Source organism: bacterium (assembly GCA_028820935.1).
Lineage (GTDB): Bacteria > Actinomycetota > Acidimicrobiia > Spongiisociales > Spongiisociaceae > Spongiisocius.
This window is the reverse complement of record JAPPHZ010000042.1, coordinates 48,235-74,562: the sequence shown is the minus strand read 5'-3', so window position 1 is coordinate 74,562 and position 26,328 is coordinate 48,235. Positions and strand designations below refer to the sequence as shown.

Sequence of the window (26,328 nt, the reverse complement as noted above, 5' to 3'; positions counted from 1 at the left end):
CGAAACCGTTCAAATGATCGCTCCCTGACGCCTCAAGGTGGACTGGAGTAGCGAGATGTCGATGTGGTGGGGCGGCGCCCCCTGCCGGGCGGCGATGGCGGCGGCGGTCCCCGCTGCCTGGCCGATCATCATACAGGTGACCTGGTGGCGGGCCGATCCGTGGGCGATATGGTCGGCCGAGATGTTGCGTCCGGCCATCATCACGCCGTCGACATCGGCGGCGACCAGGACCCGGTAGGGGATCTGGTACCAGCCCCGGTCCCCGCCCACGTCCGTGAGGAGGAACTCCCGCCCCCCCGGGTCCTCGGGGTGGATGTCCACCCGGACCCCGCACCGCCCTACGGCGTCGGGGAAGTCGGAAGCGGTGGCCACGTCGTCTGCGGTCAGCAGGTACCGGCCGAGGATTCGTGGACCTTCCCGGACCCCTAGCAACGTCCCGAACCTCAGCAGATATGCGTCCTCGAAACCGGGAGCGTTGGCCTGGTAGTAGCGCACCATGTCCAGGACGAACCGGCGCGTTGCCACCAGCGCGTCGTCGTATGCGTCGCGGTCCCTCGGATCGAGACCGTAGGTGGTGTCCATATTGACGGAGAAGGACGAGGCCACCCACCGCCCGTCCCGCCAGTGCATCCAGAAGGTCCCCAGGCTGGGGTCGGTGTGGGCGGAGTGTTCCGCTCCCACGGGCGTGGGAAGTAGACCGGCTTCCCTCCCCGGGGCGTAGTTGACGCCGAGACGGACCACGAAGGGACCGCCGGCCTCCCAGTCGCGCCGCAGGGTGGTGGCCGAGACCCCACGATTTCGGTGGTGGTGGCTGATGTCCTCGGGGTGATCGGCGAGATGATCGAGGAGTCTTCCGAGGTCAATACCCGCCATCTCGAAGTAGAGGGTGGCGGCCTCGGCCTTGTTGTCGCTGGGTCGTCCCACCTCGTATCCCGCGCCCGCCTGGACCGCGGCGACTCCGTCACCGCTGGCGTCGATGATGATCCCGGTATCGACTCGGACCAACCCGCCTCCCCTGGTCACCAGGGCGCCCACCACGGCTCCGTCGTCGACGATAACGTCCACCAGCTGGGTCATGAACCAGATGTCCGCCCCGGCTTCGGTGACCATCTCCTCTATGACGACCTTGCTGATCTCCAGGTCCTTCGGCCAGGCGTTGCTGGGATCGCCGGGGTCTCCGGACGTGGCTCGCGCCGCCAGCATCCGGTCGTAGTACTCCAAGGGGATGCCACCCACCATGAGCTGGCCGGCCGCGTCGACCCGGTGGCTGCTCTCCCCGGTGGGCCGGAAGCCGATGGTCCCCATCACCATGGCTCCGCCGCCATGAGTTCCGCCCAGGAAGGGCAGGTACTCCACGAGGATGGTTTCGGCGCCGTTCCTGGCCGCAGCGGTGGCCGCGACAAAGCCCGCCGTTCCGCCGCCGACCACAAGTACGTCTGCCCTATGCCGGCCGTGTAGGTGACCGCCCAAGTGCCGAGCTGTGGAGGCTGGAATCAAGTTGATGGCTTCCTGTAATGGACCGGCGTCTCCGGCGAAGATCTCCGGTGTCGATTCCGCCCGCGTTCGGACGGCGACGAGTACCATCGTAACGGTCCAGAAGTGTGGATATGGTGGATACGCCGAGCGCGGCGGCGCGTTCGCCGGTCCACAGGAAACGAGGCAGCCGATGGTCGTCACCGGTACTACCCGTAAGCAGACCCTCGACGAAGTCGGCTACGTTGTCTGGAAGGATCTGCTCGATCCCCCGATGGATCTCCTGCCTCTGTTCGACGAGTACCACGCTCTCATCGAAGATGTATCCGCCCGGCTGGAGGCCGATGGCGTGATCGAGGATCGTCACTCCGACCTGCCTCTCGGTCGCAGGGTGGTGCGCCTGGGCGTTGAGACGCGCGGGGATGTCTTCCGCTACACGGACATCTGCCTTCCCGGCGCGCGCACGACGGTCGACACCCCGATTCACCTCGGTCCGGCGGTGTTCGGCCTGCTCACCAACCCGAGATTGCTGGACGCGGTGGAGCGCTTCATAGGCCCCGAGATTCTCGTCCATCCGGTGCAGCATGCGCGGATGAAGCCGCCCCAGCACCTGGTTCCCGACGAGCTGTTCTTCAACACGATGATCTCCCGGACCGTCTGGCACCAGGATCAGAGCGTGGTCCACGAGGCCGGGGACACCACAGACATACTCACGGTCTGGATCCCGCTGACCGTGGCCAATGTCGAGACAGGTTGCGTCGTAGTGGTTCCCGGCAGCCACCGGGACGATCTGATCCTGCACTGCCTTGACACGCAGCGGACCAAGGGGCTGCACATCCCGGAGGAGCGGGTGCCTCCGGGAGCGATCCCGGTGGAGATGGATCCGGGCGATGTCCTGTTCATGCACCGGCGCACCGTGCACTCGTCCTTGCCGAACCTGAGCGATGATCTGCGCTGGAGTTTCGACCTCCGTTACTCCCCGGTCGGCGCGCCCACCGGAAGGGACTGGGCGCCCAGCTTCGTCGCCCGGAGCCGGTCCGCTCCCGAGTCGGTTGTGATCGGCCCGGACGAGTGGCGGGACAGGTGGCTCGAGACTAGGGACCGCATTTCCCGCGAGCCGCCGGTCTCCTTCCGATGGGACCCCGACGACATCCGGTGCGCCTGACTGCACAACTCCTGCGTCCGTCATGGGTGAAGCCTGTGGGTGGGCTCGATCAAAGGGGGGTCCGGGACTGCTTAACGATTGTCGGCATCCGATAGTCCTGCCCGTCCCGGGCCCTGCCAATTACCGGTCGGGGTGAGGGGCGGCTGCGCCAGGAGAGTGCCGGTCCGGGCTCCTACATCGACATCTAGTCCGAACTCCGTAGCTCCCGTGGGGGTCTGGAGTTCAGGCTTTGAAGCCCTCTGTCAGGCCCGCGACCAGTTGGCGTTGCATCACCAGGAAGACGATCACCATGGGAATCGTCATCAGGGTGCTTCCTGCTAGAACAGCGGTCCACATGTCCTGCTCGTGAAACACTCGCGCGAGCAAGGCTGTCAGACCGACCGGAAGGACGAACAGGTCGGTGTCCTGGAGGACTATCAGCGGCCAGAAGAAGCTGTTCCAGGTCTGGATGAAAAGGATCACGCTGATCGCACCGAGGATGGGTCGCGCTAGCGGCATGGCGACGTTCCAGTAGATCCTCCACTCCGAAGCGCCGTCGACCCGGGCCGCCTGGATGAGTTCGGACGGGAGGCTGACCATGTACTGGTGGATCACGAACACGGAGAAGCCGCTGGCCACGAACGGGAGGATCAGGGCCTGGTAGGTGTTCATCCAGTCCAGGTCGATCATCAGCGACAGCAGTGGCAGGTAGAGCACCTCGAAGGGCAGCAGGAGCGACCCGACCACGATGATGAACAGCGTTCGCCGGAACGGGAAGCGGTAGACCGCGAACGCGAAGGCTGCCATCGACGACACCAGGATCGTGAGGCTCACCCGGAGGGTCGTCACGAAGATGCTGTTGGCGAACCACCTGGGGAATCCGGTCGTTGCCAGCTGCTCGTACCCGCCCGGGTCGAATGCTCTCGGGATGAGGGTGGGGGGCAGGGACGTGAGTTCGGACACCCGCTTGAAGGATCCGGACACCATGAATATCAGCGGGTAGAGGGCCAGAAGCGCCGCGACCACGAGCAGCACCTGGATGAGGATGCGGACGGCCCTTCTCCGGTACAGGGAGAGGTCACGCGATCCTGCGGGAGAAGCCGTCGTGCGGCGCTCGGTATCAGTGGCCGGCACCGCCGCCCTCCTTTCTCAGCGCGCCGAACCTCCATAACTGCACGAGGGCGATCCCCAGGCCGAGCACGAAGATCGAGACGCCCACCGCCGCGCCGAAGCCCAACTCCCTGAACCGGAACGCCGAGCGGTACATGTAGAGGACGAGCGTCAGACCTTGCTCTCCCGGTCCCCCGCTGGTCTGGTAGGGAGCACCGGTGAAGAACAGCAGGATGAATATCTGGTCGAAGATCCGTATGGCGTCGTTGACGAGCAGGACCAGCACCAAGAGGGACACGGGCCGAAGCAGGGGGAGGGTCACCTTCCGGAACGATGCCCAGGGCCCCGCCCCGTCGACCAGGGCGGCGTCGTAGAGGGAAGGCGGGATTCCCTGAAGGCCGGCCAGGAAGTAGATCATGGGAACCGAGGTCCATTGCCACAGCAGGAGCCCGACGATGGCGGGTTTGACGAAGGCCGGTGTTCCTGTGAAGTCGAACGGCCCGAGCCCGACGAGGCCCAGCAACCAGTTCAGGGCCCCGTAGTGCTCGCTGTAGATGACGATGAACACCATGGCGATCACCACGGTCGGGGTGCCGATTGGTAGGAAGAACGCAGTCCGTAGGAAGGTGCGGAGCCGGATCCAGCGGGTGTTCAGAATCATCGCCAGGAACAGCGCGGTCGGGACGATGACGATGACCGCGGCGACGGCCAGCCAGCCCGTGTTGGTGAGGGCTTTCAGGAAAGAAGGGTCCTTGAGCATTCGCCGGTAGTTGGACAGGCCGATCAGCTCGGGCTCCTGGCCGACGGCGCCGGTCCATTTGGTGAGGCTCAGGTAGATCCCCAGCGCGGCCGGGTAGATCGTGAAGATGCTGAAAAGGATCAGGAAGGGCGAAAGGAACAGGTAGGGAGCGATTCGCGACTCACGCGATCCTCGCACGATATGCCCCGAGTGTGCACCTGGTGGGTCAGATCGGGATTCCACGCTCAGGGCAGGCTCCGTTCTCAGCGCTCGGCGATGAAGGGCTGGCCGCCACAGGGCAACGTTTGTTGTCTATGAACCGGCGGCAACCCAGCCCACCACTTCATCACCGGAGCAAGTTGTGGTGTGCGCCTTTATCTGTGATCCGGACTGCGTTGTCTTGTCTATTACTCACCTGCCATCGCCCTGATGGCGTCCGCGGCCTCCTTGAGGGCGGCTGCCGGTTCCTTGTCCCCCGCCAGCACAGGCGGCACCGTGTTGGTGGTGAGATGGTCCAAGGCCCGGATGAGGAGCGGATGGGTGTTGACGGTGGCGAAGTTCTCGATCATCGCCGTGTAGACCGGGGCCACGGGCTGCTCCAGGTACGGATGTACGGCTTCGGCCAGAGCCGGGTCCTCGTAGGCCGCCAGGTTCATGGGAGGTGTCGCGAAGTCCTCGAACCTCTTGACGTTGTTCTCCACCGACAGGAACCCGAAGGCGAGGAAGTCGAACACCAACTCCTGGTGCGGTCCGGCCAGTACCGGGTAGATGGGAGCTCCACCCCGCGCGCTCGTGTAACCGGCCTCGAACTTCGGAGGAGGCGCCATCTTGAACCTGCCCTGGTGCTCCGGGAGGTTCGGGGGCAGCAGCAGATCGCCGTACCAGTTGGGCATGTACGCGCCGCCGATGGTGTCATCGCGGTAGGCCTCGAAGGTCCCGGCGCCGTAGAACTCGCTGGTCGTGAAGGCGATGTCCTCACGAACCATCCGGACGAGGGTCTCGAGAGCCTCCAGATTCTCGTCAGCATCGAGATTGACGGCCCCTTCCTCGTCGAAGACGTTCCCGCCGGCATGGGGCATCATGTAGTTGAAGTGCCTCGACGTGCTGTCCTCGATGATCATGATGTTGGCGCCGGTCGCGGCCTTGAGCTTCTTCCCGCCCTCGATGAAGTCGTCCCAGGTCGCGAAGTCGGCACTGATACCGGCCTGCTCGAAGAGGTCGGCGCGGTAGTAGTAGGTGACCGCCGAGAGGAGTCCCGGAATGCCGTAATACCGGCCCTTGAACTTGCCCTCGCGCATACCACCGGCTATCTGGTCGACCCAGGGTTGGGCGGCGTCAGTGAAGTCGTAGAGACCCGACTCGTGGAGACCGGCGGCCAGAGCCGAATTCCACGTGTCCTCGCTGTCGAGGTCGGTGCTGTCGGCGATCTTCTCACCGGCTGCCAACTGGTCGAGAACCCGCTGCCGCACCTCCGCCGGTTGCTCGGCCGGGATGTCGAACGTGATGTCGTAGTTCGGGTGCATGGCGGCGAAGGCCGGGCCGATGTCCGTGAAGAACTGGACGGCCGACTGGTCGGCGGTGAGGATCGTGATAGTGACGGGTTCCTTGCCCATAGTGGTCGGAGCGGCTGTCGTCGCCGCCGCCGTCGTTGGTGGGGATGTGGTGGCAGCCGGCTCGTCGTCGCCACAGGCCGCTAATCCGAAGACGGCCAGACCTCCACCGACCTGCAGGGAAGCTTTCAGGAATTCTCTCCTGCTTCTAACTACCACGGCTCTCTTCTCCCCGTCCGATCACGATTCCTGGTCGATGACCTCAACATAGGAATCCGGTACCCGCTGTCGAGGCTAGCCCAGGTCATATGGCCTTTCAACTGGTTTTCGGCCATGTGCTCGATCCAATGGACGAGCATCGGACCGCACGCTGCGCGCAGTTCCGACCGATAAGATCAAGGAGGACCTGGGAGGCTCGGGCGTATGAACTTGATCCAGACGGTTACCGGACCGATACACCCGGACGATCTGGGCATCGTTTTGCTTCACGAGCACGTGTACTCCAGCGGGCCTGACCCGGACGCGGACGGGGAGGACCATTCCGACTTCCCGTACTGGGATCTACCGATCACCATCGACATCCTCGGCGCTCTCCGGCGTGGGGCGCCCAACCGACAGAACAGTTCGCTCGACGACGAGGGGATCGCCGCCGAGGAGTTGGGGCACTTCGCCGCCTACGGAGGCACGACGGTGGTCGACAACACGGGGGTGGGCCTCAACCGGGATCCGGTGGCTTTGCGGCGGATCGCGGAGGCGACCGGGGTGAACATCATCACCACCACCGGTTTCTACAAGCACGGGATGCACCCTCCCTGGGTGGCGAAGATGACCATCGACCAGGTGGCCGAGCTGATGATCACCGAGATAACGGAGGGGATAGACGGCACCGGGATCAGGGCCGGGTCCATAGGAGAGTGCGCCTGCTCGGAGGAGCCCCTGCCCTACCACCCGGAGGAGGAGAAGATCCTCCGGGCGGCCTGCCGGGCGCAGATCAGGACCGGGGTGGGGTTCACCATCCATCCCTCGATATTCGACGCCGTCCGAGGTGGCATCGCCACGGTGGGGGAGGCCTACGTGGATCTGATCGAGCAGGAGGGGGCCGACCTCGACAGCTTCTACCTGAGTCATTGCGATCTCAGCCTCGACCACCTTGATTACCACCGCAGATTGCTGGACCGGGGAATCACGATCTCCTACGACACCTTCGGGTATGAAGGCTTGAACATGCCCGCGTTCCTGGGAGGATGCCGCATGCCCGGCGACATCGAGCGGGTCGACGCCATCGCCATGCTCTGCCACGAGGGCTATGACCGCCAGATCGTGATGGCTCAGGATGTGGGAGTGCGGTTGCTCTGGAAGCGCTTCGGCGGATCCGGTTACTCGCTGGTGCTCGAATGGGCGGTACCGATGTTGCGCGCCCGGGGGGTGACCGAATCGCAGATCCACAACATGCTGGTCGAGAACCCCCGGCGCATTCTGACTCCATCCGCCGGTCGATGAGCGTCATCGAGCCGAAGACAGCCAGCCCCGCACCGCGGCCGGTCGGGTGGCCGTGACCGCGCAGCAGACCACCTCCGGGCAGGCGGGCGGTTGGCAGTTCTGGATCGACCGAGGTGGCACCTTCACCGATGTGGTGGCCCGGACGCCGGGCGGTGAGGTACTCACCGGCAAACTGCTGTCGGAGAGCCCTCGCCACTATCCCGACGCGGCCATCGAAGGGATCCGGAGGCTGCTGGAGGAGACCGGCATAGAGGCCCCGATCGACTCCGTGAAGATGGGTACGACCGTGGCCACCAACGCCCTGCTCGAGCGCCGCGGGGAGCCGACCGTGCTGGTGACCACGAGAGGGTTCGCTGACGCCCTCGTCATCGGTTACCAGACCCGCCCCGACCTGTTCGAGCTCGATATCGAAGTGCCTGAGATGCTCTACGAGCGGGTGCTGGAGGTGGACGAGCGGATGGGTCCCCGCGGTGACGTGATCGTCCCGCTGGACGAGGAGGCCGTCGAGGCGGACCTGGTCGCCGTCAGGGCACGGGGTATCGATTCGGTGGCCATCCTCTTCATGCACGGTTACCGCCACCGCCGTCACGAGCGGCGGGTGGCCGCCATCGCCCGGCGGCTGGGGTTCGCGCAGGTCTCGGTCAGCCACGAGGTCAGCCCGTTGATGAAGCTGGTGGCGCGGGGGGACACCACGGTGGTCGACGCCTACCTGTCCCCCATCCTGCGCCGCTACATAGAGCAGGTGGAGCTCCGGTTGGCCTCCATATCGGCCTCGCCTCCGCGCGTGATGTTCATGCAGTCCAACGGGGGACTGGCCGGAGCCCATGCCTTCCAGGGCAAGGACGCCCTCCTATCCGGTCCGGCCGGAGGGGTGGTGGGGATGGTGCGGACCGGACTCGCGGCGGGATACGACCGCCTCATCGGATTCGATATGGGCGGGACCTCCACCGACGTATCCCACTATGCCGGAGAGCTGGAGCGGACCTACGAGACCGAGGTGGCCGGGGTACGGGTCCGGGCGCCGATGATGCTGATCCATACGGTGGCGGCCGGAGGCGGCTCTATCCTGCACTTCGACGGGAGCCGCCTGACGGTGGGGCCGGACTCGGCCGGCGCCGATCCCGGTCCGGCCTGCTACGGGAACGGCGGTCCCCTGGCAATCACCGACTGCAACCTGATGATGGGCCGCCTGCAGGCCGACCTGTTCCCCAGGGTGTTCGGCGCCGACGCCGACCAGCCCCTCGACTCCGAGCGCACCCGGTCGCTGTTCACCGCCCTCGCCGCGGAGATCGCCGCGGCGACCGGCGTTCCCCGGACGCCGGAAGAGGTGGCCGAGGGCTTCCTGGCCATCGCGGTGGAGAACATGGCCAACGCCATCAAGAAGATCTCGGTGCAACGGGGCTACGACGTGGCCGACTACACGCTGGCCTGCTTCGGCGGGGCCGCCGGCCAGCACGCCTGCCGGGTGGCCGACAGCCTGGGAATCGAGCGGGTGCTGAGCCATCCCTACGCGGGGGTCCTGTCCGCGTTCGGTATCGGTCTGGCCGACGTCCGCGTGGTGCGGGACCGGTCCGTGGAGGCGGGTCTCGACCAGGCGTTGCTGGATCGGCTCGAAACCGATTTCGCCGATCTGACCGCGGACGGGCTGGTGGCCATGCGCGCCCAAGGGGTCGGGGACGAGCGCACCGAGGTGGTGCGCCGCGTGCGCATCAGGTACCAGGGCTCCGACACATCGCTGGAGGTGGCGGCCGGCTCGCTGGGTGCGGTCGTGGACGGCTTCGAGGCGGCTCACTCGGCGCGCTTCGGCTTCCTCTCCCCCGAGACGCTCCTGGAGGTCGAGTCGATCCAGGTGGAGGTGGTCGGGCATAGCCACGAGGTACCGCTCGGCCTGGCGCCCGACGCCGCTGAAGAGCCCGTTCCGATCGGGGAGTACGACACCTATGTGGAGGGGCGTTGGGTGGCGACCCCGTTCTTCGACCGGGCGTCCATCCCGGCCGATCACCCGGTGACCGGGCCGGCGGTCATCATCGAACCCACCTCGACGTTGGTGGTGGAACCCGGCTGGCACGCCCAGATCACCGGCGCGGGCGACCTGGTGATGGAGCGGGTGGTCCCCCTCCCTCGCCGGGCTTCGGTCGGTACCGACGCCGACCCGGTACGGCTCGAGATCTTCAACAACATGTTCATGAACATCGCCGAGCAGATGGGGTTGGTGCTCGAGAACACCGCGGTGTCGGTCAATATCAAGGAGCGCCTCGACTTCTCCTGCGCGCTGTTCGACCCGGAGGGCGACCTGATCGCCAACGCGCCCCATATGCCGGTCCATCTCGGGTCGATGAGCGAGTCGATCAAGTCGATCATCCGCGACCGGGGCGGCCCCGGGAACATGGCGCCCGGGGATGTGTACGTCATGAACGCCCCCTACAACGGGGGCACCCACCTGCCGGACATCACGGTGATCAAGCCGGTTTTCGACGATGCAAGCGGATCGGTCATCTTCTACGTGGCGTCCCGGGGACATCACGCCGACATCGGAGGCCGCACGCCGGGTTCGGCGCCGGCCGACAGCACGACGGTGGAGGAGGAGGGCATCCTCATCGACAACTTCACGCTGGTGTCGGAGGGGAGGTTCCTGGAGCGGGAGCTGAGGGACCTGCTGGCGGGCGGGCCCTATCCGGCCCGGAGTCCCGAACAGAACATCGCCGACCTCAAGGCCCAGGTGGCGGCCTGCGAGAAGGGCGCCGGAGAGTTGAGGGCGGTGATCGACCATTACGGGTTGGATGTGGTGCACGCCTACATGGTGCATGTCCAGGACAACGCCGAGGAGTCGGTGCGCAGGGTCATAGACGCCCTGGTCGACTCGTCGTTCGTGGGGCGCATGGATGACGGCAGCCGGATACAGGTCGAGATCAGCGTCGACCGGGCGAACCGCTCGGCGACGGTGGACTTCACCGGGACGAGCGGGATCCATCCGGGGAACTACAACGCCCCCCGGGCTGTAGCGCACGCCGCGGTCCTGTACGTGTTCCGGTGTCTGGTCGACGCCGCCATCCCGCTCAACGAGGGATGCCTGAAGCCGGTCACGCTAGTGCTGCCGGAGAACTCCATGATCAACCCCGAGTATCCGGCGGCGGTGATTGCGGGCAATGTGGAGACCAGCCAGCAGATAGTCGACACGCTGTTCGGCGCGCTCGGGGTGGTGGCCGGATCCCAGGGCACGATGAACAACTTCATCTGGGGCAATGATCGCTACCAGTACTACGAGACGATCTGCGGTGGCGCGGGGGCCACGCCCCGCCGGGACGGGCGTAGCGCGGTGCACACGCATATGACCAACTCCCGCCTCACCGATCCGGAAGTGCTGGAGTGGCGGTTCCCTGTCCGGCTGGACAGCTTCGAGGTCCGCCGCGGCTCCGGTGGCGGCGGCCGCTACCGGGGCGGTGACGGCGCCGTGCGCCGGGTCCGGTTCGGCGAGGAGATGACCGTCAACATCCTGTCTTCCCGCCGCGTGATCGCTCCCTTCGGAGTGGATGGCGGCGAGACCGGAGCGGTGGGCCGCAACCGGATCTTCCGGGCGGACGGACGGGTGGAGGAGATGGCCGGCAATTCCCAGGCGGAGGTCGGCCCCGGCGACGTGTTCGAGATCGCCACCCCCGGCGGCGGCGGCTACGGAGCGCCGCCCGCGTATAGGGGGTCAGGTAGTGCGGGCGATCCGTATTAGTGACTCCATCGCTCTTAGCGCCCGCTTCGTCTCTGGCACCGACGGGTTCCGATCCTCGTACTGCGCCTTGTTCTTCACATTCACCAGTGCGATCAGGTAGGCGCCGGCGTCTTGTGCTTGGCCCGGGGCTTGCCTGAGCAGGTCTATGGCGTCTGCGTGGTTACCGCTCGCCGAGCGTTGCCGGAGGGTTCGGCAAGAGATCGAATCAGCCGCGGCGATTCCGGCGAGGACGGCATTGCTCACCGCCACCGAGCGGGTCGGGCCATCATGCGACAGGGGATCGAGACCGGCGGCCAATGCGAACGCTTCGGCCTTGTTCAGGCGCGCGTCGGCGTAGGCGTCATCACAGGTAGCTCGCCGTGCGGTACCCCGGCTCATACGCGATAGGCGAGCAGGTCGATGGAGTCCCGGTCCAGAGACGCCGCGAACGCGGGTGCCCGTTCAGGTAGGCCGGCATACTCGTCTTCGGTGTAGACCAACGGGGTACAGGGGTTGCCGGTCAATCGTGCCACCGCTACCGCGATGTCCGCGGCCGCTGACCATCGGGTCGACTCTTCAGTTGTATCCGGCCAGACCACCAGCAGGTCGATGTCGCTGTGGGGTGCCGCCTCGCGGCGAGCTACCGAGCCGAACAGCAGGGCACTTGATGCGCCGGGGGCGTGGATCCGTACCGCTTCGGCAATCCGGATCGGTATGGTCTCGTTCATCGCGACCACTTCGAGGACGGCGGGGGCTAGGACGTGGGCGCGGTTCAACCGGTGCAGCAAGGCGCGCCCCGCTCCGGTCTGGCTCACCAAGCCGGTATCCGCCAGCCTGTCCAGGGCCTTCTGGACCCCTGCCTGGCTGGCAGGCCTCGAGACGAGTCTCTGCACCGCCCGCCCCGTGAGCGGGTGGGTGGCCCTGGCCAGTACTTCGAGCACCGCGCCGGTGAGACCGGGCGCAAGCGCGCTGATCGGGTGTGTCAAGTCCATATGCATACTCTAGTCTGCATATGAACACTAGAGTATGCAGACTAGGTGGTCGGAACGTCGCGGGCGGAGGCGCCCCCATGCCAGTAGGTCAGGGGCAGCGCCGGTCCGCTTCGGTCTCAAGTAGCTGCGCGTAGGAATCTACCCCGGGCGCAGACTCGGACACCCCCAGGCGGTCCGCCCGGAGTCGGGCCGTCTCGGCAGCCGGGCCCTGGCGGGAGGCGCCGCCCTCGCCGGCGCCGCAGATGTCGGAGATGTCGGAGCGAACTTCGTCTTCGGTCAGGCCGGCGAAGGGAGTCCCGGCCGTACTAGATGCCAAGCGATCCATCAGGTCGAGCGATGGGGATGCCGGTTGCCCCACCATGGTTCCTGACGTGTCCGTCACCGGACACCAGGAGCATTCCTCGACCTTCCCGGTAGTGGACACCGGATGCTCGACCTCGGCGACGGTGGTGGATATTGGAGGCTCGGCTTCGGTCACCTTGCCGTCACACCCCGATGACAGGACGACGGCGGCCAGTATCCAGAGGGCGAGACGGGCGATCCTCAACGGGGGATGACGGGTAGGAGCACGTGGCTGGGTCGGTCCCGGTCGTGGAACACCGTCTGGGTGGCAGATTGCATCGAGGTCTCGTTCCAGAGTTCCCCACCCATGTTGGGGTTGCGGTCGAAGCGTGGGAAGTTGCTGCTCGAGACCTCCACCCGGAGCCGGTGGCCGGCCTTGAAGACCTGGCTGGTCTGCCACATGTCGATGGTGAACTGGTACGGGGTGCGCGGAGTCATGAGTGTCGGGTCGGTGACCGAGTCCCGGTACCGGGCGCGGCGGATCCCCTCGCACACGATGATGGCCCGGCCGTCCGGGTGGACATCGCATAGGGTGGCGGTGAAGTCCGTATCGGGCGCCGAACTGGAGGCGTAGAGGGTCATCGTCACCGGGCCGGTGACCTCCAGATCGCCGTCCAGCGGATCGCTGGTGTACACGAGGACATCGGTTCGCTCCTGCAGCTCGGAACGGTCCTTGGGCCCGGCGTTGTCGAGCATCACGTCGCATCCTCCGAGGGTGGGAACCGGGTTCTCAGGGTCGTACACGAAGCGATCGGCGGGTTCGTCGGCCGGATGGTCGAAGGACGCGCTTCCGTTGCCGGAGAGCGAGCGGGCGTCTCCTTCGCCGTGCAGGTAGAGGGGCCGGTAGTCGGTGCGGGCCAGGGGCCACTCGCTCTCGCTGCGCCATTCGGCGTCGCCCATCACGTAGATCCTCACCGGCGGCTCCCCGTCCACGCCGTTGTCGATACCCTTGAGTCGACGGTCGTACCAATCGAGGTGGAGACCGGGCAGGTCGAAATGCACGCCGGGCCCGAGGTCGATGTCGCCGTTGCGATCAGCCCGGTCGAGGTCGTGCGACCACGGGCCGATGATGATCCGGGTCAGGTCACGGGCCGCCTTAGACCCTCCCCTTCGCTTGAGGCCGGTGTAGGCCTTGAAGACCTCGCGTGACAGGGTGTCGTACCAGCCGGTGACGAAGTAGGCGGGCGTCTCGATCATCCCGTACTTGTCCTTCAATCCGTAGGTCTGCCACGACCCGTCGAAGGTGGGATGGTCCAGAAATGCCCAGTACGCGGGCCGGAAGATGCCTGACACGGCTCCTTTTAGGGGCATATGACGGTACAGCGCCTCCACGTCGAGGAATTCGAAGCTGGTGCAGTTCATGGTCCGCCGACCGCTATTGATACCCCACACGAAATTCTGCAACTGGAGGACTCCGCCGTCCATCAGGAAGTAACCGAAATTGTCCTCCTGGTTGCCTACCGGCAGGATGCCCCTGAGCGAGGGGTGGCCGGACAGGGCCGCCTGCAGTTGGGTGAAGGCGACGTACGACTGCCCGAACATACCGATGTTGCCGTCGCACCAGGGCTGGGAGGCCAGCCATGCCAGCGTGTCGGCCCCGTCGGAAGCTTCGTGGATGTAGGGAACGAAGTCGCCACCCGAGTCGTAACGTCCCCGGCAGTCCTGCATCACCGCCGCGTATCCGCCTCCGAGGAAGCGAGGCACCCACTCCTGCAAGTAGGCGAGGTCGGTACATACCTCGCCGCTCTGCTTGCCATAGGTCGTCCGGCACAGGAGGGTTGGGAAGGGCCCGTCGCCGGGCGGCAAGTAGACATCGGCCGACAGGTTGACCCCGTCCCGCATAGGGACCATCACGTCGATCATGACCGATACCCCGGCCCGAACCTCCTGTATGGCGGTCATCCTTGCCTCCCTCCGGGACGGTGGTCGATCGGCGAAGCCCGCCCTGCGGCCGTGCTCCACGCTGCGCCCAACGCTAGCCGGGACCCATTTCGGCGGTGGCGAGGATGTCCACTACGGGTGTACGGTGGGGTGGAGACCGCAAAAGGCGAGGATGGAGGGGTCGGGATGATCATCGACACGCATGTGTGGCTGTCGAAGCCGGAGCACTGGGGCGACCAGGACATCATGGACGACGCCATGTACAAGGCGGGCTGGGCAGCGCGGGGTCTCGGTACCAAGACCGGGCTCACCAAGGGCATCAACGCCGAGCAGATGGTGGAGATCATGGACGAGGCGGGGGTCGACATGGCTGTCTGCCACTCGGTGAAGGTGCCCCGCCTCAACACCCACGTCCCGACCGAGTGGGTGATTTCGGAGTGTGCCAAGTTCCCCGACCGCCTGATCCCGATGGGCAGCGTCGACCTGCTCGGCGGCGTCAAATCCCTGCGGGAGATGGAGGAGATCACCGCCATGGGTGGCGTCGGCATGAAGATGACCCCCGCGCCGAGCTACGGGATCCCCCTCAACGACGAGCGCCTCATGCCGATCTACGAGAAGGCGGCCGAGCTTGGGATGATCATCCAGATCCATACCGGATGGTCCGGGTTCGGCCGGCTCGCCGACCAGCATCCCATCCTCCTGGACGACGTGGCGGTGCGCGTCCCCGAGTTGAAGCTGATCGTGGTGCACGCCGGGGAGAACTACTACGAGGAAGTGGTGATGATGATGCTGAAGAACCCCAACATGTACGCCGGCACCGGCTGGTGGGGGTTCCTGCAGCCGCTCGAGACCAACGTGCGGTTCCTCAAGTACGCCAAGCACTTCATGGTGCTGGACAAGTGCCTGTGGGGTACCGACAACTTCGACTGCCGCGAGGACGTGCCGTACACCCGGTCCTTCCCGAGGCTGGCCCGGGAACTGAACATCGCTCCGGGGTTGCCGGAGTTGACGGACGAGGACATCGATGCCTACCTGGGCGACAACGCCGCCAAGCTGTACGGGGTCGAGAAGGACTGATCGGCCGAGAAACCCGATGACCCGAGCCGGTCTGCCGTCACGCGGCCTGCGCGAGGCCGACCTCGACACGCCGGCTCTGGTGGTGGATCTCGACTCGCTCGAGCGCAATCTCGATCGCATGGCCGAGGCGGCGCGCACGGCCGATGTCGCCCTGCGGCCGCACGTCAAGACCCACAAGAGCGTCACGATCGCCCGGATGCAGCTGGAGCGAGGCGCGGTCGGGGTCTGCGTGCAGACGGTCTCGGAGGCGGAGGCCATGGTGGCGGGCGGCATCCGGGATGTCTTCGTGGCCAACGAGGTAGTCGGCGCCGGGAAGCTCCGCCGCCTGGCGCGGTTGGCCGGTGAGGCCAACATCACGGTCTGCGTGGACGACGCCGGCAACCTCGACGACCTTGGCGAGGCGGTTCGCCGGGCCGGGTCGTCCGTCGGCGTGATGGTGGAGATGAACACCGCCGAGCACCGCGCCGGCGTGCCACCCGGCGAACCCTTTCTTCGGCTGGCCCAGCGGGTGGAGTCGACTCCTTCGGTACGGTTCGTAGGGCTACAGGCCTACAACGGGGTCGCCCAGCACATCAGAGACCATCCGTCCCGCCGGGCCGCCACGGAGCGGAACACCGCCTTGGTGCGGGAATCGGTGGACCTGTTGGCCCGTAAAGGCATCCGGTGCCAGGTGGTCAGCGGCGGGGGGACGGGGACCTACGACCTCGAGGCCGCATCAGAGGTCTACAACGAGATCCAGCCCGGCACCTACGTGTTCATGGACGCGGACTACCTGGCCAACCGGGGCCGGTTCGGCGGGCCGTTCCGTGACTTCGAGGTAAGCCTCTACGTTCTGGCGACCGTCATGAGCCGCCGGCCCGGCATAGCGATCGTCGACGCGGGGCTCAAGGCAGTCTCGCTCGGGAACGGGCTCCCGGTCGTGCAAGGCGGCGGAGCTCTGTACAAGAGGTTCGCCGACGAGCACGGTGTACTGGCCCCATCCGACGGGCCCTTACCCGACCTCGGCCAACAGGTCCGCCTGATACCGGTCAACTGCGACCCCACCGTCAACCTCTACGATCACCTCGTCGGGGTCCGCAACGGCGTGGTGGACGAGGTCTGGCCCGTCGACGCCCGTGGGTACTGACGCCTGGCGCGTCAACCAGGTGTGGCTCCCGGACGGGCCGGGAGCCACACTGTCAAGTCGGTTGCGGTAGGGGTTTAGCCCTGGGGCTCGTCGCCGTTCGGGCCCACGCCGGTTCCTAGCGGAGCGTTGATCCACGCCACCAGGTCCTCGCGTTCGAGGAGGCGGTTGAACCAGACTTCCTGGACCTCGTGGTCCTGCCAATCGACGCCTTCGGCGATATAGCCTTCCTCACGTCCGGACGCGAAACTATCGGCCACTACGTTGCCGAAATAGGTGAGCTCGCCTGGCGTGAACATGTAGTCCTTGGCGTCATCGAGCAGCGGGAAGTAGTTGAGTTCCGTCATGATCCTCGAGGTCACGAAGGCGCCCAGGCTGGTGCCGCCGGTCTGGTCCTTGGCCTCCTCGCCGACGAACTCGCCCACGATCTCGGGAAAGGCATCCAGGTAGCGCGAGGCTCTGTACCAGATGGCCAGTGAACGGAGCACCGTCTCGGGGTTCTCCTCGAGCCAGTCGGCCCGCACGCCCTCGGTCGAGTAGAGGATCGCCGACGCCCCGAACAGCTCCAGCGGCGCCGCAACCACGTATTCGCCCGCCAGTTCCTCGGAGTAGAGCATCCTGGCCTGGGCGGAGAGGTTGCCGGTGTAGTAGTCCGCTTCACCGCTCAGGTAGCCGAAGTTCATCGCCTCCATGGTCGGGTAGTACTTGAACACCACGTCCTGGCTCGCCGTATCGTCGGGGTCGAAGGTCAGCCCGATATTCTCCAGCAGCCCCCGCTCGAAGGTGGTGGGGAACCCTTCGGTCTTGACGAACTCCTTGCCCCTCATGGACTCGGCCAACTCGGCCATGGCGGCCTCCTCGTCGCCCAATCGCTCGAGCGCTTCCTCGTAGACCACCGTCTCGCCGGCCCTGCCGATGAGCACGAAGCCCTGGTACTGGTTGGTGATCAGGTAGTTCCGGTATTCGGGGAACTCGCCGATGATCGTCCCGTAGCAGATCTGGCACGAGAACAGCATGTCGATCTCGTCGGTCTGCAACTGCGTGTAGGGGATACTCACGAACGGGATGATCTCCAGGTCGAGGCCGATCCGCGTGTCCATGCCGATCGAGGCGGCATAAGACCACAGACGGTCATCGTACGACGGCGTGGCGCCGATCCGGATCACGCCGCCCTTGGGCTCGTCGGGCGGGACGCTCAAATCCACCATGGGTTCCTCTTCGACCATGGCAGCCGTCGTGGTCGGGGCCTGAGTGGTCGCGGGGGCCTGAGTGGTCGTGGGGGCCTCCTCCTCAGCGTCACCGCAGGCGATTGCCAACATCGCCAGGATGGCTAGAAGGAGTGTTCCTTTCCACCAGCGATTGCTCATATTCCCTCCCTTGGTTTGGACGGCCCGCGCGTCTCTCGCCCGTCGATCACCGCCCGCTTGGGCTTATGATGCTTAGAGAGGTGCGGCGTGTCAACAGCTAGTAGGTCCTTCCACAGTGAATTGACACCGTTCGGGGAGATCAGCCTTGACTACGAGAGGGTACGGGAGGTGACATGAGACAGAGGATCATGCTGGATGTGCGGGTGCCGATGAGGGACGGAACCCTGCTGTCGGCCGATGTGTACCTGCCGCCGGAGGGGGATCAGTTTCCCGTGCTGCTCACCCGGACCATCTACAGCAAGGAGAGCTATCCCGAGACCGACGGGGCGCGCCCGAACGGCTATGTCGGCTGGGGGGAACGCTTCAGAGAGGGCGGCTATGCCGTCGTCATCCAGGACTGCCGGGGGCGCTACGACTCCGACGGGGTCTGGGAGGTCTACGTCCAGGACGAGGACGGCCACGACACCGTGGAATGGCTGATCCGCCAACCATGGTGCGACGGGAACGTCGGCATGTTCGGTATCTCCTACCTGGGCTTCACCCAGATGCATCCCGCCCCGTTGGCCTCGGAAGGGCTCAAGGGCATCCTGCCGATCGCGGCGACGCCGGACGGCTACGACATGTTCTGGCAGCAGGGAGCATTCCTTATGCAGCAGGCCAGCCACTTCCTCCAGATCGGTCGGCGGACCAGCCACGCGCAAGGGATGGCCATGCTGGCCGGCCTGCCCGGCGGGACGATGGGGGTGGGTGGCGGCAAGGCCGGCGAGCCCCCCGGTGACCTCTCCTACCTCTACGAGCGGATGCCGCTCTATTCGGCGTTCGACGAGTACGACGACGTGAAGATTTGGAAGGAGATCCTCGACCATCAGACCTACGACGACTACTGGAAGAGGAGGATCGTTAACGGCCGGTACGGGACGATCGAGGCGCCCGCCTACTTCCTGACCGGATGGTGGGACTGCACCGTGCGCCACATGTTCGAGGCGTTCGAGAACTGGACCAGAGACGCCCGGCCCGAGGCTCGGGCTCGCACCAAGATCATGTGCGGTCCCTGGACCCACACCCGTATCGGGGTGGCCGACTGGGGCCAGGATGTCCAGTTCGGTCCGGATGCCGAACTAGACATCTTCGCCCTGCACCGCCACTGGTACGACCAGCGCCTCAAGGGAGTCGCCACCGGGGTCGACGACGAGGCGCCGCTCCAGCTCTTCGTGTGCGGCGACAACGTTTGGCGAGGAGAGTACGAGTGGCCGCTGGCGCGCACGGAGTACCGGGACTTCTTCCTGCACGGGCAAGGATCCGCGAACACGCGGCACGGAGACGGAAGCCTCGGTTGGGAGCCACCGGTCGGAAGCGAGCCGCCCGACACGTACGTGTATGACCCTTCGGACCCGGTTCCCACGGTGGGTGGCCAGGTGGCGTACGTGGACCAGAGCGGGCCGCGTGACCGGTCGACGGTCGAGGATCGGTCCGATGTCCTGGTGTATACCGGTGATCTGCTCGCATCCGACCTCGAGTGCACCGGCCGGGTCGCGGCGGTCCTGTTCGCGGCCTCGTCGGCGCCCGACACCGACTTCACAGCCACGCTCGTAGATGTGTTCCCCGACGGCCGGGCCATCAACGTCACCGAAGGGATCGTGAGGGCGAGGTGCCGGGAGAGCCGCCAGTCCCCCTCCCTGATCGAACCCGGACAGGTTTACGAGTACCGGATCGATTTGTGGGAGGTCGCGTGGGTGTTCAAAGCGGGGCACCGGATCCGTCTCGACGTGTCGAGCAGCAACTTCCCTCGCTTCGACCGCAACACCAACCTGGGAGGCGACATCGGCCACGAGGCTGACTTCCGGTCAGCCCACCAGACCGTGTACCACGATGCAGAACACGCCAGCCGCCTCGTTCTGCCCGTGATCCCGCGCTAGCGGTAGTCAGGGTGACCTAACAGCAACTAGCCCTCCAGGACTTCGAACGTGGCTACCGCCTGGATCTCGAAGGGTTCCGTTTCTCCTATGTAACAGAGGATGCCGTAGGTGTTGTCGAACAGGGTGCGGTTGGCCCCCATCACCTGGTTGGCGGGGGCGCGAATCTTGCGGGTCTGATCCACCCAGTCGGGGGAGTCCTGGTTGGCTGCCGCCTCGCCGCTCTCGACATAGGCGGCCAGGTCCTCGAAGGTCTTGCCCTCAGGGAAGCGGAGGATGTCGATGCGGGCCCGCACATCGCTCCGGTTGTCCAGCGTCATCCGGACCGGGCCGGGAGCGACGGTCTCCGGACCGATGTAGGTGCATGCTGTGCCGTCGTACACCACCGTGGGCAAGTCGGCCCGATCCGCGAACTGCCCGAAAGTGGAGACGGTCGTTTCCGACTCGGTGCCGCCACCACCCTCTTCGCCCCCGCCACCTCCGTCTCCTCCACACGCTGCGAAGAGAAGGGTCGCGGCAACCAAGCACACCGGTAAGTCTCGAAACCGCACGCTCACGCTCCTTGGTGGCCTGAGCCATTGTAGGCGTCGGGGGTGGGTCCAAGACGGGCCAGTGGAGTTCTACGTGTGCTCCGTCGTCCCGGTGCCCGCGTGTGTATCCTGCGGCCATCCGGTAGGCATGAACCCTCAGATCGGACTATCGCGACGAGGACACGACGAATGGTCGGACCACACAGAAGCCGAATTGGTCGACGCTTCGTTGGCAACTTGGCCGATCGCACTCTCGCCTGGTTGCGCAGGCCGGGGCGTATCAGCCGGATGGTGCGGGCGCTGTTCCTCCCCGTGCTGGCCCTCTTGATCTGGGCCGCTATTACCAACCTCGGTCTGATCAAGCCGATCCTCCTTCCGACACCCCAGAAGCTGTTCTCGGTGTGGTGGGCGATCGGGGATCTGATTCCCGGCGCCTTCTGGATCACCCTGCAGATGGTGGTGACCGGCATAATCGTGGGTGGGTTGGCAGGGCTCGGCTTCGGTCTTATATTCGGATACAGCCGATGGGCGCGGGACCTGTTGGAGTTCTCGTTCGACGCGCTGCGCGTGGTACCGATCTTCGCGCTGATACCGCTGTTCCTGCTTTGGTTCGGCATAGGGATGCGGCCCCAGATCGCCCTGGTCACCTTGGGTGTGATGCTGATCCTGACCATCCAGACCACCGAGGCGGTTCGCAACGTCCTGCACATACACGTACAGGCCGCTCTGACGGCGGGGGCGTCCCGGTTTCACATCTATCGTACGGTGGTGGTCCCGTCGATCATCCCGCACATACTGGCGGGCCTGCGGTTGGCGGTGATGGCCGCATGGGGGTTGGACGTGGCGGCCGAGTTCATGGGATCGGTCCAGGGTCTCGGGTTCCTGATGCTGGCCGGACTGGTCAACCTCGACTCCGCCCGCATCATCGCCATGGTGATCATCTTCGCGCTGCTGGCGATAGGCTCGGACTTCCTGCTGAGAGCATTGATCAAGCGAACTATCAGGTGGGCACAGCGGGCTACCGCCGGTGGACTGGTCGCCGAGGTCTTGGGTACGAGGTGAGCGGCCGATGAGACTGAAACGCCGGCGGACGACGGCGGCTCGGCCCGGTGTGGTGCTGGGGGACCAGAAGGTTCTCGGCGGCACCCGCTTCCGTTCGATCATCCGGGCACTGCTCGTTCCGCTCGGCGTGCTGGTCATCTGGTACGCGGTCACCAACGCCGGCTGGATAGGCCCGGAATACTTGCCCCCACCGCATCGGCTGGTCGAAGTCTTCAGTACAGGGTTTCACTACCTGGCCGGCAAGAGGGTTCCCTTCGCCGACGGTGTCTACGAGGCAACCTGGGTCAGCACCCGGATGGTGCTGCTCGGGTTGGCGATCGGCACCCCCCCGGGCCTGGTGATCGGGCTCGCCTTCGGGTACAGCCGCTTGATGCGCGACCTGCTGGAGTTCAGCCTGGACGCCATCCGTCCCACCCCTCTGCTGGCTCTCCTTCCGCTGTTCCTGCTGTGGTTCGGTTCCGACCCTTCGACCGGGGTCGCCCTGATCGCGTTCGGGGTGTTCCTGATCCTCACCATCCAGGTCACGGAGGCGGTCCGCAACGTGCCTCACATTTACGTCAGGGCCTCTCTGACCGCCGGGGCATCGCGGTTCCACATCTACCGGACGGTGGTGGTCCCCGCCATCCTGCCCCACATGATGGCCGGCTTCCGTTTGGCGGTGGTGGTGTCCTGGGGTCTGGTGGTGGCGGCCGAGTTCATGGGCGCCGGCGTCGGTCTCGGGTGGCTGATGATCGGGAGGAGCCGGTACCTGGACAACGCCGGAATACTCGTGATCGTCTTCATCTTCGCCGCGCTGGCGATACTGAGCGACTTCCTGCTGCGCGCCGCCGCCAAGCGGTTCACCAGGTGGAGCCCCAGAGCCACGGCCTCCGTCAGCATGGTCGGCGAGATGCTCGGCTCGCGATGAGGGCCGCGCCGCACGCGGCGTCTCGCTGGGAGCGATAGCATCTCCGCGGCCAGCCGGGTGGGCGCCGACGTAGGGGGAACGTTCACGGACGTCATCGTCCAGGAACCCGACGGCCGCACCACCACGCGCAAGGTGCTGTCCACACCTCCCTCGTACGACAAGGCGGTCACTGTCGCCATCGACACCTTGGTGCGTGATTCACCCCGGTCGGCGCCAACCCTGGTCCAGGAGGTAATCCACGGGACCACGGTGGCGACCAACGCCATTCTCGAGCGCCGGGGCGCCCACCTGGCCCTCGTGACCACGGAGGGGTTCCGCGACGTGCTGGAACTCCGTCGGGTCAGGATGCCCCACCTTTACAACCCCTTCTGGCGCAAGCCCCCGCCGATCGTCGAGCGGCGCCTTCGTTTCGAGATCGGCGAGCGCATGCTGGCCGACGGGACGTCCCACCGTCCGGTGGACGAGGCCGAGGTCGCGGAGGTGGCCGCCCGATTGCGCGACGAGCAGGTGGAGGCGGTGGCGGTCTGCCTGTTGCACGCCCACAAGTATCCGGCCCATGAGGAGCAGGTGGCGCGAATCCTGAGGCGTGAACTCCCCGGCGTCCATGTCGTGCTGTCGAACGAGGTTCTCAGGGAGCAGAACGAGTACGAGCGGTCCGCCACTACCGCCCTCAACGCCTACGTGATCCCGATCATGGGCGCCTACGTGCGCGATCTCGTGGACGGTCTGGAAGGAGTCGGGGTGGACGCTCCGGTCCTGATCATGCAGTCGTCCGGTGGCGCTATGACCGCCGCCGACGCCGCCCACCGGCCGGTTTACGCCCTCGAATCCGGTCCGGCGGCCGGAGTGGTGGCCGCCCAAGGATTGGCCAGGGAACTGGGCATAGCGAACGCCATCTCGTTCGACATGGGCGGCACCACGGCCAAAGCGTCGCTGATCGAGGAAGGGCGAGTCACCCTCAGCAGGGAGTACGAGGTGGGTGCCGACCTATCGGTGGGGACCCGGCTGCTGCGTGGTTCCGGAGAGTTGCTGAGGGTGCCGAGCATCGACATTGCGGAGGTGGGGGCCGGTGGTGGGAGTATCGCCTGGGTGGACTCCGCCGGCGGCCTCCAGGTGGGTCCTCGCAGCGCCGGGGCGGTTCCCGGTCCCGCCTGCTACGGCCTCGGCGGGGACGATCTCACCGTGACCGACGCCAACGTGGTGCTGGGCTACGTCCGGTCCGGGCCCCTCGCCGGGGACGCCGTTTCGATCAAACCGGGTCTGGCGAGGGCCGCGCTGGAGTCGGTCGCCACCCCGCTGGAGATTCCGGTGGCGGAGGCCGCCCGGGGTGTCCACGATCTGGCCAACGCCCGGATGATGCGCGCCCTGCGGGCGGTTTCGTCCGAGCGCGGGCGCGATCCGCGGGAGTTCGCCCTGATCGCGTTCGGCGGGGCAGGTCCTATCCACGCGGCCAGCCTGGCAACCGAGTTGGGGATCGACACGGTGGTCGTGCCCCCCAATGCCGGGGTCTTCTCTGCGGCAGGTCTCCTCTATGCCCGGCCGGAGTACCACGATGTCCGGTTCTGCGAACTGGACGCCAGGGACACTTCGGTGATCCCCACCATGTCCCGATTGTTGGCCGAGCTGGAATCCCGGCTGGAGTCGAGCATCTCCGGCGGGGTCAGCGAGTGGGTCCGATCCGCCGATGTGCGCTACAAGGGCCAGAGCTTCGACATCGAGGTGACCATTCCGGAGACCGAGCTGACCGCTGCAGGGCTGGCGAAGCTGGTCACGGACTTCGAGGACCGCCACGAGCAGTTGTACGGCGTGCGCAAGGATCCGGACGACCCGATCGAGGTGCGGGCGGTCCGACTCGCGGCCCTGGGATCCCTGCCTCGAACCAGGCAGGTGTCGCAAGAAGCAGCGCTTCCCGACCGCGCTGAAGAAACCAGGCCACCCGACGGCCGGCGTCCCGCCCTTTTCAGCCTCGCCGACGGCTACCTGGACACTCCGGTGCTCGCACGAAGGAACGGTGTAGGGCCGGACGGGATGACCGGTCCGCTGCTCATCGACGAGTACGACACCACGATCGTGGTTCCGCCGGGCTGGGTCGCCCGCCGCCATGCTTCGGGGGCCCTCTTCCTGAGCCGCCAGGAGGGCGGCAAGACCGAGGTGGAGCATGCCGATGTCGTAACCCGCCAGATAGTGGCCAACGCCCTGGCTTCGGCCGCGGACGAGATGGCCACCACCATCTTCCGGACCGCCCACTCGACCGTGGTACGGGACGCGATGGACTTCTCCGCCGCCCTGCTCGGTCCAGATGCCCAGACCGTGGCCCAGGCCGTGACCATTCCCTTCCACCTCGGCGCCGTGCCTACTGCCGTCGACGCCCTCCTGGCTCGCTTCCGCCACAGGATGCGGCCCGGCGACGTCTTCATAATGAACGATCCCTTCGACGGCGGCATGCACCTACCGGACGTCTTCGTCATCAAGCCCGTGTTCTACGGGGAGACCCTGATCGGCTACGGCGTGGCGACCGCCCACCATGGCGACATCGGTGGGAGGCTGCTCGGTAGCTCGGCCACGGACAACACCGAGGTGTTCCAGGACGGCCTCCGCATACCTTGGATGCACCTCTACAAGGAGGGTGATCCGGTGGAGGAGGTCCACGCTCTCATCAGGGCCAACGTGCGGGTCCCCCACATGCTCTTCGGCGATCTCGGCGCCCAGGTGGCGGCCTGTTCTGTCGGAGAGAGGGCGTTGCAAGCGATGGCCGAGCGCTACAGGATCGGGCGGCTGACCGAGCTGATGGATGGGCTGATCGACTACACCGAGGTCCTGATGCGCAAGGAGATCTCCACCTGGCCGGACGGGACCGCCACTTTCACCGACTACATGGATTCGGACGGCATCGAGAGCCGCGACGTGGCCATCAGGGTGAAGGTGACGATCCAAGAGGATGAGGTGATGGTCGACCTCTCGGACTCGGATCCCATGGTGGCGGGGTCTCTCAATGCCACCCGCTCGTTCATCGTGGCCACCGCATACCACTGCGTCATGTCGGCCGCCGCCTCGGAGTTCCCCAACACCGCCGGGGCCTTCCGTCCGGTCCGTATCGTTACCAAACCGGGGACTGTGACCCACGCCGTCTATCCGGGCGCCAACTCGATGAGGGGCGTCACCGGGTTCCGCGCCTTCGACGCCATCAACGGCGCCCTTGCCCAGCTGGTCCCGGACCGCGTGCCCGCGGCCGGCGAGGGCGGCAACACAGTGGTGATTCTCGGAGGTCATCACGACGACGGCGAGCCCTTCGTCTATTTCGAGCTGCTGGTCGGGACCTGGGGAGCCACTCCCGAGAGCGACGGGAACGACGGGCTCAGCAACCCCATAGCCACTGCCGCCAACGTACCCATAGAGGTGGCGGAAGCGGAGTTCCCCATCATCATCGAACGCTACGGCCTGGTGCCCGACAGCGGTGGGGCGGGGCGCCACCGCGGTGGTCTGGGCCTGGAGAAGTCATGGCGGCCGCTGGTGCCCACCTCCCTGCTGATCCGCTCCGACCGCCAGCGGCACCCGCCCTTCGGCCTGATGGGCGGTGCTCCGGGCGGGTTGTCCGCCAACACCGTCTCGAGGCTGTCCGGCGAAGAGGAGGAGTTCCCGCCCATGTTCAGCGATGGCTTGGCTGCCGGCGAGTTGTACCACCACGTTCAGGCGGGGGGCGGCGGCTGGGGTGATCCGCTGGAACGCGACCCGGCCCGGGTCGCCGAGGACGTGAGGAACGGCAAGGTCGGATTCGAGGCGGCCCGAGGGGACTACGGGGTGATTCTGGACGAAGATATGGTGGTGGACGCCGAGGCCACGGCTTCCATCCGCCGGAGGATGAAGGCCGAAAGAGAGCATTGACCATGGAAGGCTGTTGCGCCAACCGGCCTCAGGGCG

19 protein-coding genes are annotated in these 26,328 nt (G+C 66.1%); 9 read left to right on the top strand and 10 right to left on the bottom strand.

Going from position 1 to position 26,328, the window contains the following annotated elements; genetic code table 11:
* Positions 1-9 precede the first annotated feature (9 nt).
* Positions 10-1,428 (bottom strand): FAD-dependent oxidoreductase, encoded by a 1,419-nt coding sequence (locus tag OXM57_12295; GenBank protein MDE0353460.1) that lies wholly within the window; start codon positions 1,426-1,428, stop codon positions 10-12.
* Between the two features lie 238 nt (positions 1,429-1,666).
* On the opposite strand from OXM57_12295, the gene OXM57_12290 reads away from it, so the two are divergent.
* Positions 1,667-2,638, top strand: coding sequence for a phytanoyl-CoA dioxygenase family protein (locus tag OXM57_12290; protein MDE0353459.1), 972 nt, complete (start codon positions 1,667-1,669; stop codon positions 2,636-2,638).
* 222 nt (positions 2,639-2,860) lie between these two features.
* Here the strand turns inward: OXM57_12290 and OXM57_12285 are convergent, their stop codons facing one another.
* The 3 genes from OXM57_12285 to OXM57_12275 all read right to left on the bottom strand — a co-directional run bounded on the left by OXM57_12285 (position 2,861) and on the right by OXM57_12275 (position 6,235).
* Positions 2,861-3,751, bottom strand: coding sequence for a carbohydrate ABC transporter permease (locus OXM57_12285; GenBank protein ID MDE0353458.1), 891 nt, complete (start codon positions 3,749-3,751; stop codon positions 2,861-2,863).
* Entirely contained in the window at positions 3,738-4,664 is a 927-nt protein-coding gene (locus OXM57_12280; protein ID MDE0353457.1) for a sugar ABC transporter permease, read from the bottom strand. Before OXM57_12280 ends, OXM57_12285 begins: the two co-directional genes overlap by 14 nt.
* Before the next feature lie 209 nt (positions 4,665-4,873).
* Positions 4,874-6,235: an extracellular solute-binding protein gene (locus OXM57_12275; protein ID MDE0353456.1), complete on the bottom strand. Its 1,362-nt coding sequence runs from the start codon at positions 6,233-6,235 to the stop codon at positions 4,874-4,876.
* A gap of 204 nt (positions 6,236-6,439) precedes the next feature.
* Here OXM57_12275 and OXM57_12270 point away from each other — a divergent pair, with 204 nt between their 5' ends.
* Both OXM57_12270 and OXM57_12265 read left to right on the top strand, forming a co-directional pair.
* Entirely contained in the window at positions 6,440-7,516 is a 1,077-nt protein-coding gene (locus OXM57_12270) for a hypothetical protein (protein MDE0353455.1), read from the top strand.
* Between the two features lie 52 nt (positions 7,517-7,568).
* The gene (locus tag OXM57_12265) at positions 7,569-11,237 is read left to right on the top strand and encodes a hydantoinase B/oxoprolinase family protein (protein MDE0353454.1); all 3,669 of its coding nucleotides are present in this window, start codon (positions 7,569-7,571) and stop codon (positions 11,235-11,237) included.
* Here OXM57_12265 and OXM57_12260 read toward each other — a convergent pair.
* From OXM57_12260 to OXM57_12245, 4 genes are all read right to left on the bottom strand, one after another.
* A complete protein-coding gene (locus tag OXM57_12260) occupies positions 11,211-11,615 on the bottom strand; it encodes a hypothetical protein (protein ID MDE0353453.1) in 405 nt (134 codons plus the stop codon). The two genes, OXM57_12265 and OXM57_12260, sit on opposite strands and share 27 nt — an antisense overlap.
* Entirely contained in the window at positions 11,612-12,208 is a 597-nt protein-coding gene (locus OXM57_12255; protein ID MDE0353452.1) for a nucleotidyltransferase domain-containing protein, read from the bottom strand. Before OXM57_12255 ends, OXM57_12260 begins: the two co-directional genes overlap by 4 nt.
* A gap of 88 nt (positions 12,209-12,296) precedes the next feature.
* On the bottom strand, positions 12,297-12,755 hold the full coding sequence (locus OXM57_12250) for a hypothetical protein (protein ID MDE0353451.1): 459 nt from the start codon (positions 12,753-12,755) through the stop codon (positions 12,297-12,299).
* Entirely contained in the window at positions 12,752-14,452 is a 1,701-nt protein-coding gene (locus tag OXM57_12245; GenBank protein MDE0353450.1) for a CocE/NonD family hydrolase, read from the bottom strand. Before OXM57_12245 ends, OXM57_12250 begins: the two co-directional genes overlap by 4 nt.
* Positions 14,453-14,617: 165 nt before the next feature.
* Here OXM57_12245 and OXM57_12240 point away from each other — a divergent pair, with 165 nt between their 5' ends.
* Both OXM57_12240 and OXM57_12235 read left to right on the top strand, forming a co-directional pair.
* Entirely contained in the window at positions 14,618-15,508 is an 891-nt protein-coding gene (locus tag OXM57_12240) for an amidohydrolase family protein (GenBank protein ID MDE0353449.1), read from the top strand.
* A 16-nt stretch (positions 15,509-15,524) separates the two neighbouring features.
* Positions 15,525-16,634: a DSD1 family PLP-dependent enzyme gene (locus OXM57_12235; protein MDE0353448.1), complete on the top strand. Its 1,110-nt coding sequence runs from the start codon at positions 15,525-15,527 to the stop codon at positions 16,632-16,634.
* A gap of 74 nt (positions 16,635-16,708) precedes the next feature.
* Here the strand turns inward: OXM57_12235 and OXM57_12230 are convergent, their stop codons facing one another.
* A complete protein-coding gene (locus OXM57_12230; GenBank protein MDE0353447.1) occupies positions 16,709-17,998 on the bottom strand; it encodes a hypothetical protein in 1,290 nt (429 codons plus the stop codon).
* Between the two features lie 173 nt (positions 17,999-18,171).
* On the opposite strand from OXM57_12230, the gene OXM57_12225 reads away from it, so the two are divergent.
* Positions 18,172-19,914: a CocE/NonD family hydrolase gene (locus OXM57_12225; GenBank protein ID MDE0353446.1), complete on the top strand. Its 1,743-nt coding sequence runs from the start codon at positions 18,172-18,174 to the stop codon at positions 19,912-19,914.
* Positions 19,915-19,940: 26 nt separating this feature from the next.
* Here the strand turns inward: OXM57_12225 and OXM57_12220 are convergent, their stop codons facing one another.
* On the bottom strand, positions 19,941-20,462 hold the full coding sequence (locus OXM57_12220; protein ID MDE0353445.1) for a hypothetical protein: 522 nt from the start codon (positions 20,460-20,462) through the stop codon (positions 19,941-19,943).
* Positions 20,463-20,678: 216 nt separating this feature from the next.
* Between OXM57_12220 and OXM57_12215 the strand changes: the two genes are divergently transcribed.
* From OXM57_12215 to OXM57_12205, 3 genes are read left to right on the top strand one after another with little or no spacing between them, the layout of a single operon-like run.
* The gene (locus OXM57_12215; GenBank protein ID MDE0353444.1) at positions 20,679-21,503 is read left to right on the top strand and encodes an ABC transporter permease; all 825 of its coding nucleotides are present in this window, start codon (positions 20,679-20,681) and stop codon (positions 21,501-21,503) included.
* Positions 21,504-21,510: 7 nt separating this feature from the next.
* The gene (locus tag OXM57_12210; GenBank protein MDE0353443.1) at positions 21,511-22,410 is read left to right on the top strand and encodes an ABC transporter permease; all 900 of its coding nucleotides are present in this window, start codon (positions 21,511-21,513) and stop codon (positions 22,408-22,410) included.
* Positions 22,411-22,467: 57 nt separating this feature from the next.
* On the top strand, positions 22,468-26,292 hold the full coding sequence (locus OXM57_12205; GenBank protein MDE0353442.1) for a hydantoinase B/oxoprolinase family protein: 3,825 nt from the start codon (positions 22,468-22,470) through the stop codon (positions 26,290-26,292).
* Positions 26,293-26,328: the final 36 nt, after the last annotated feature.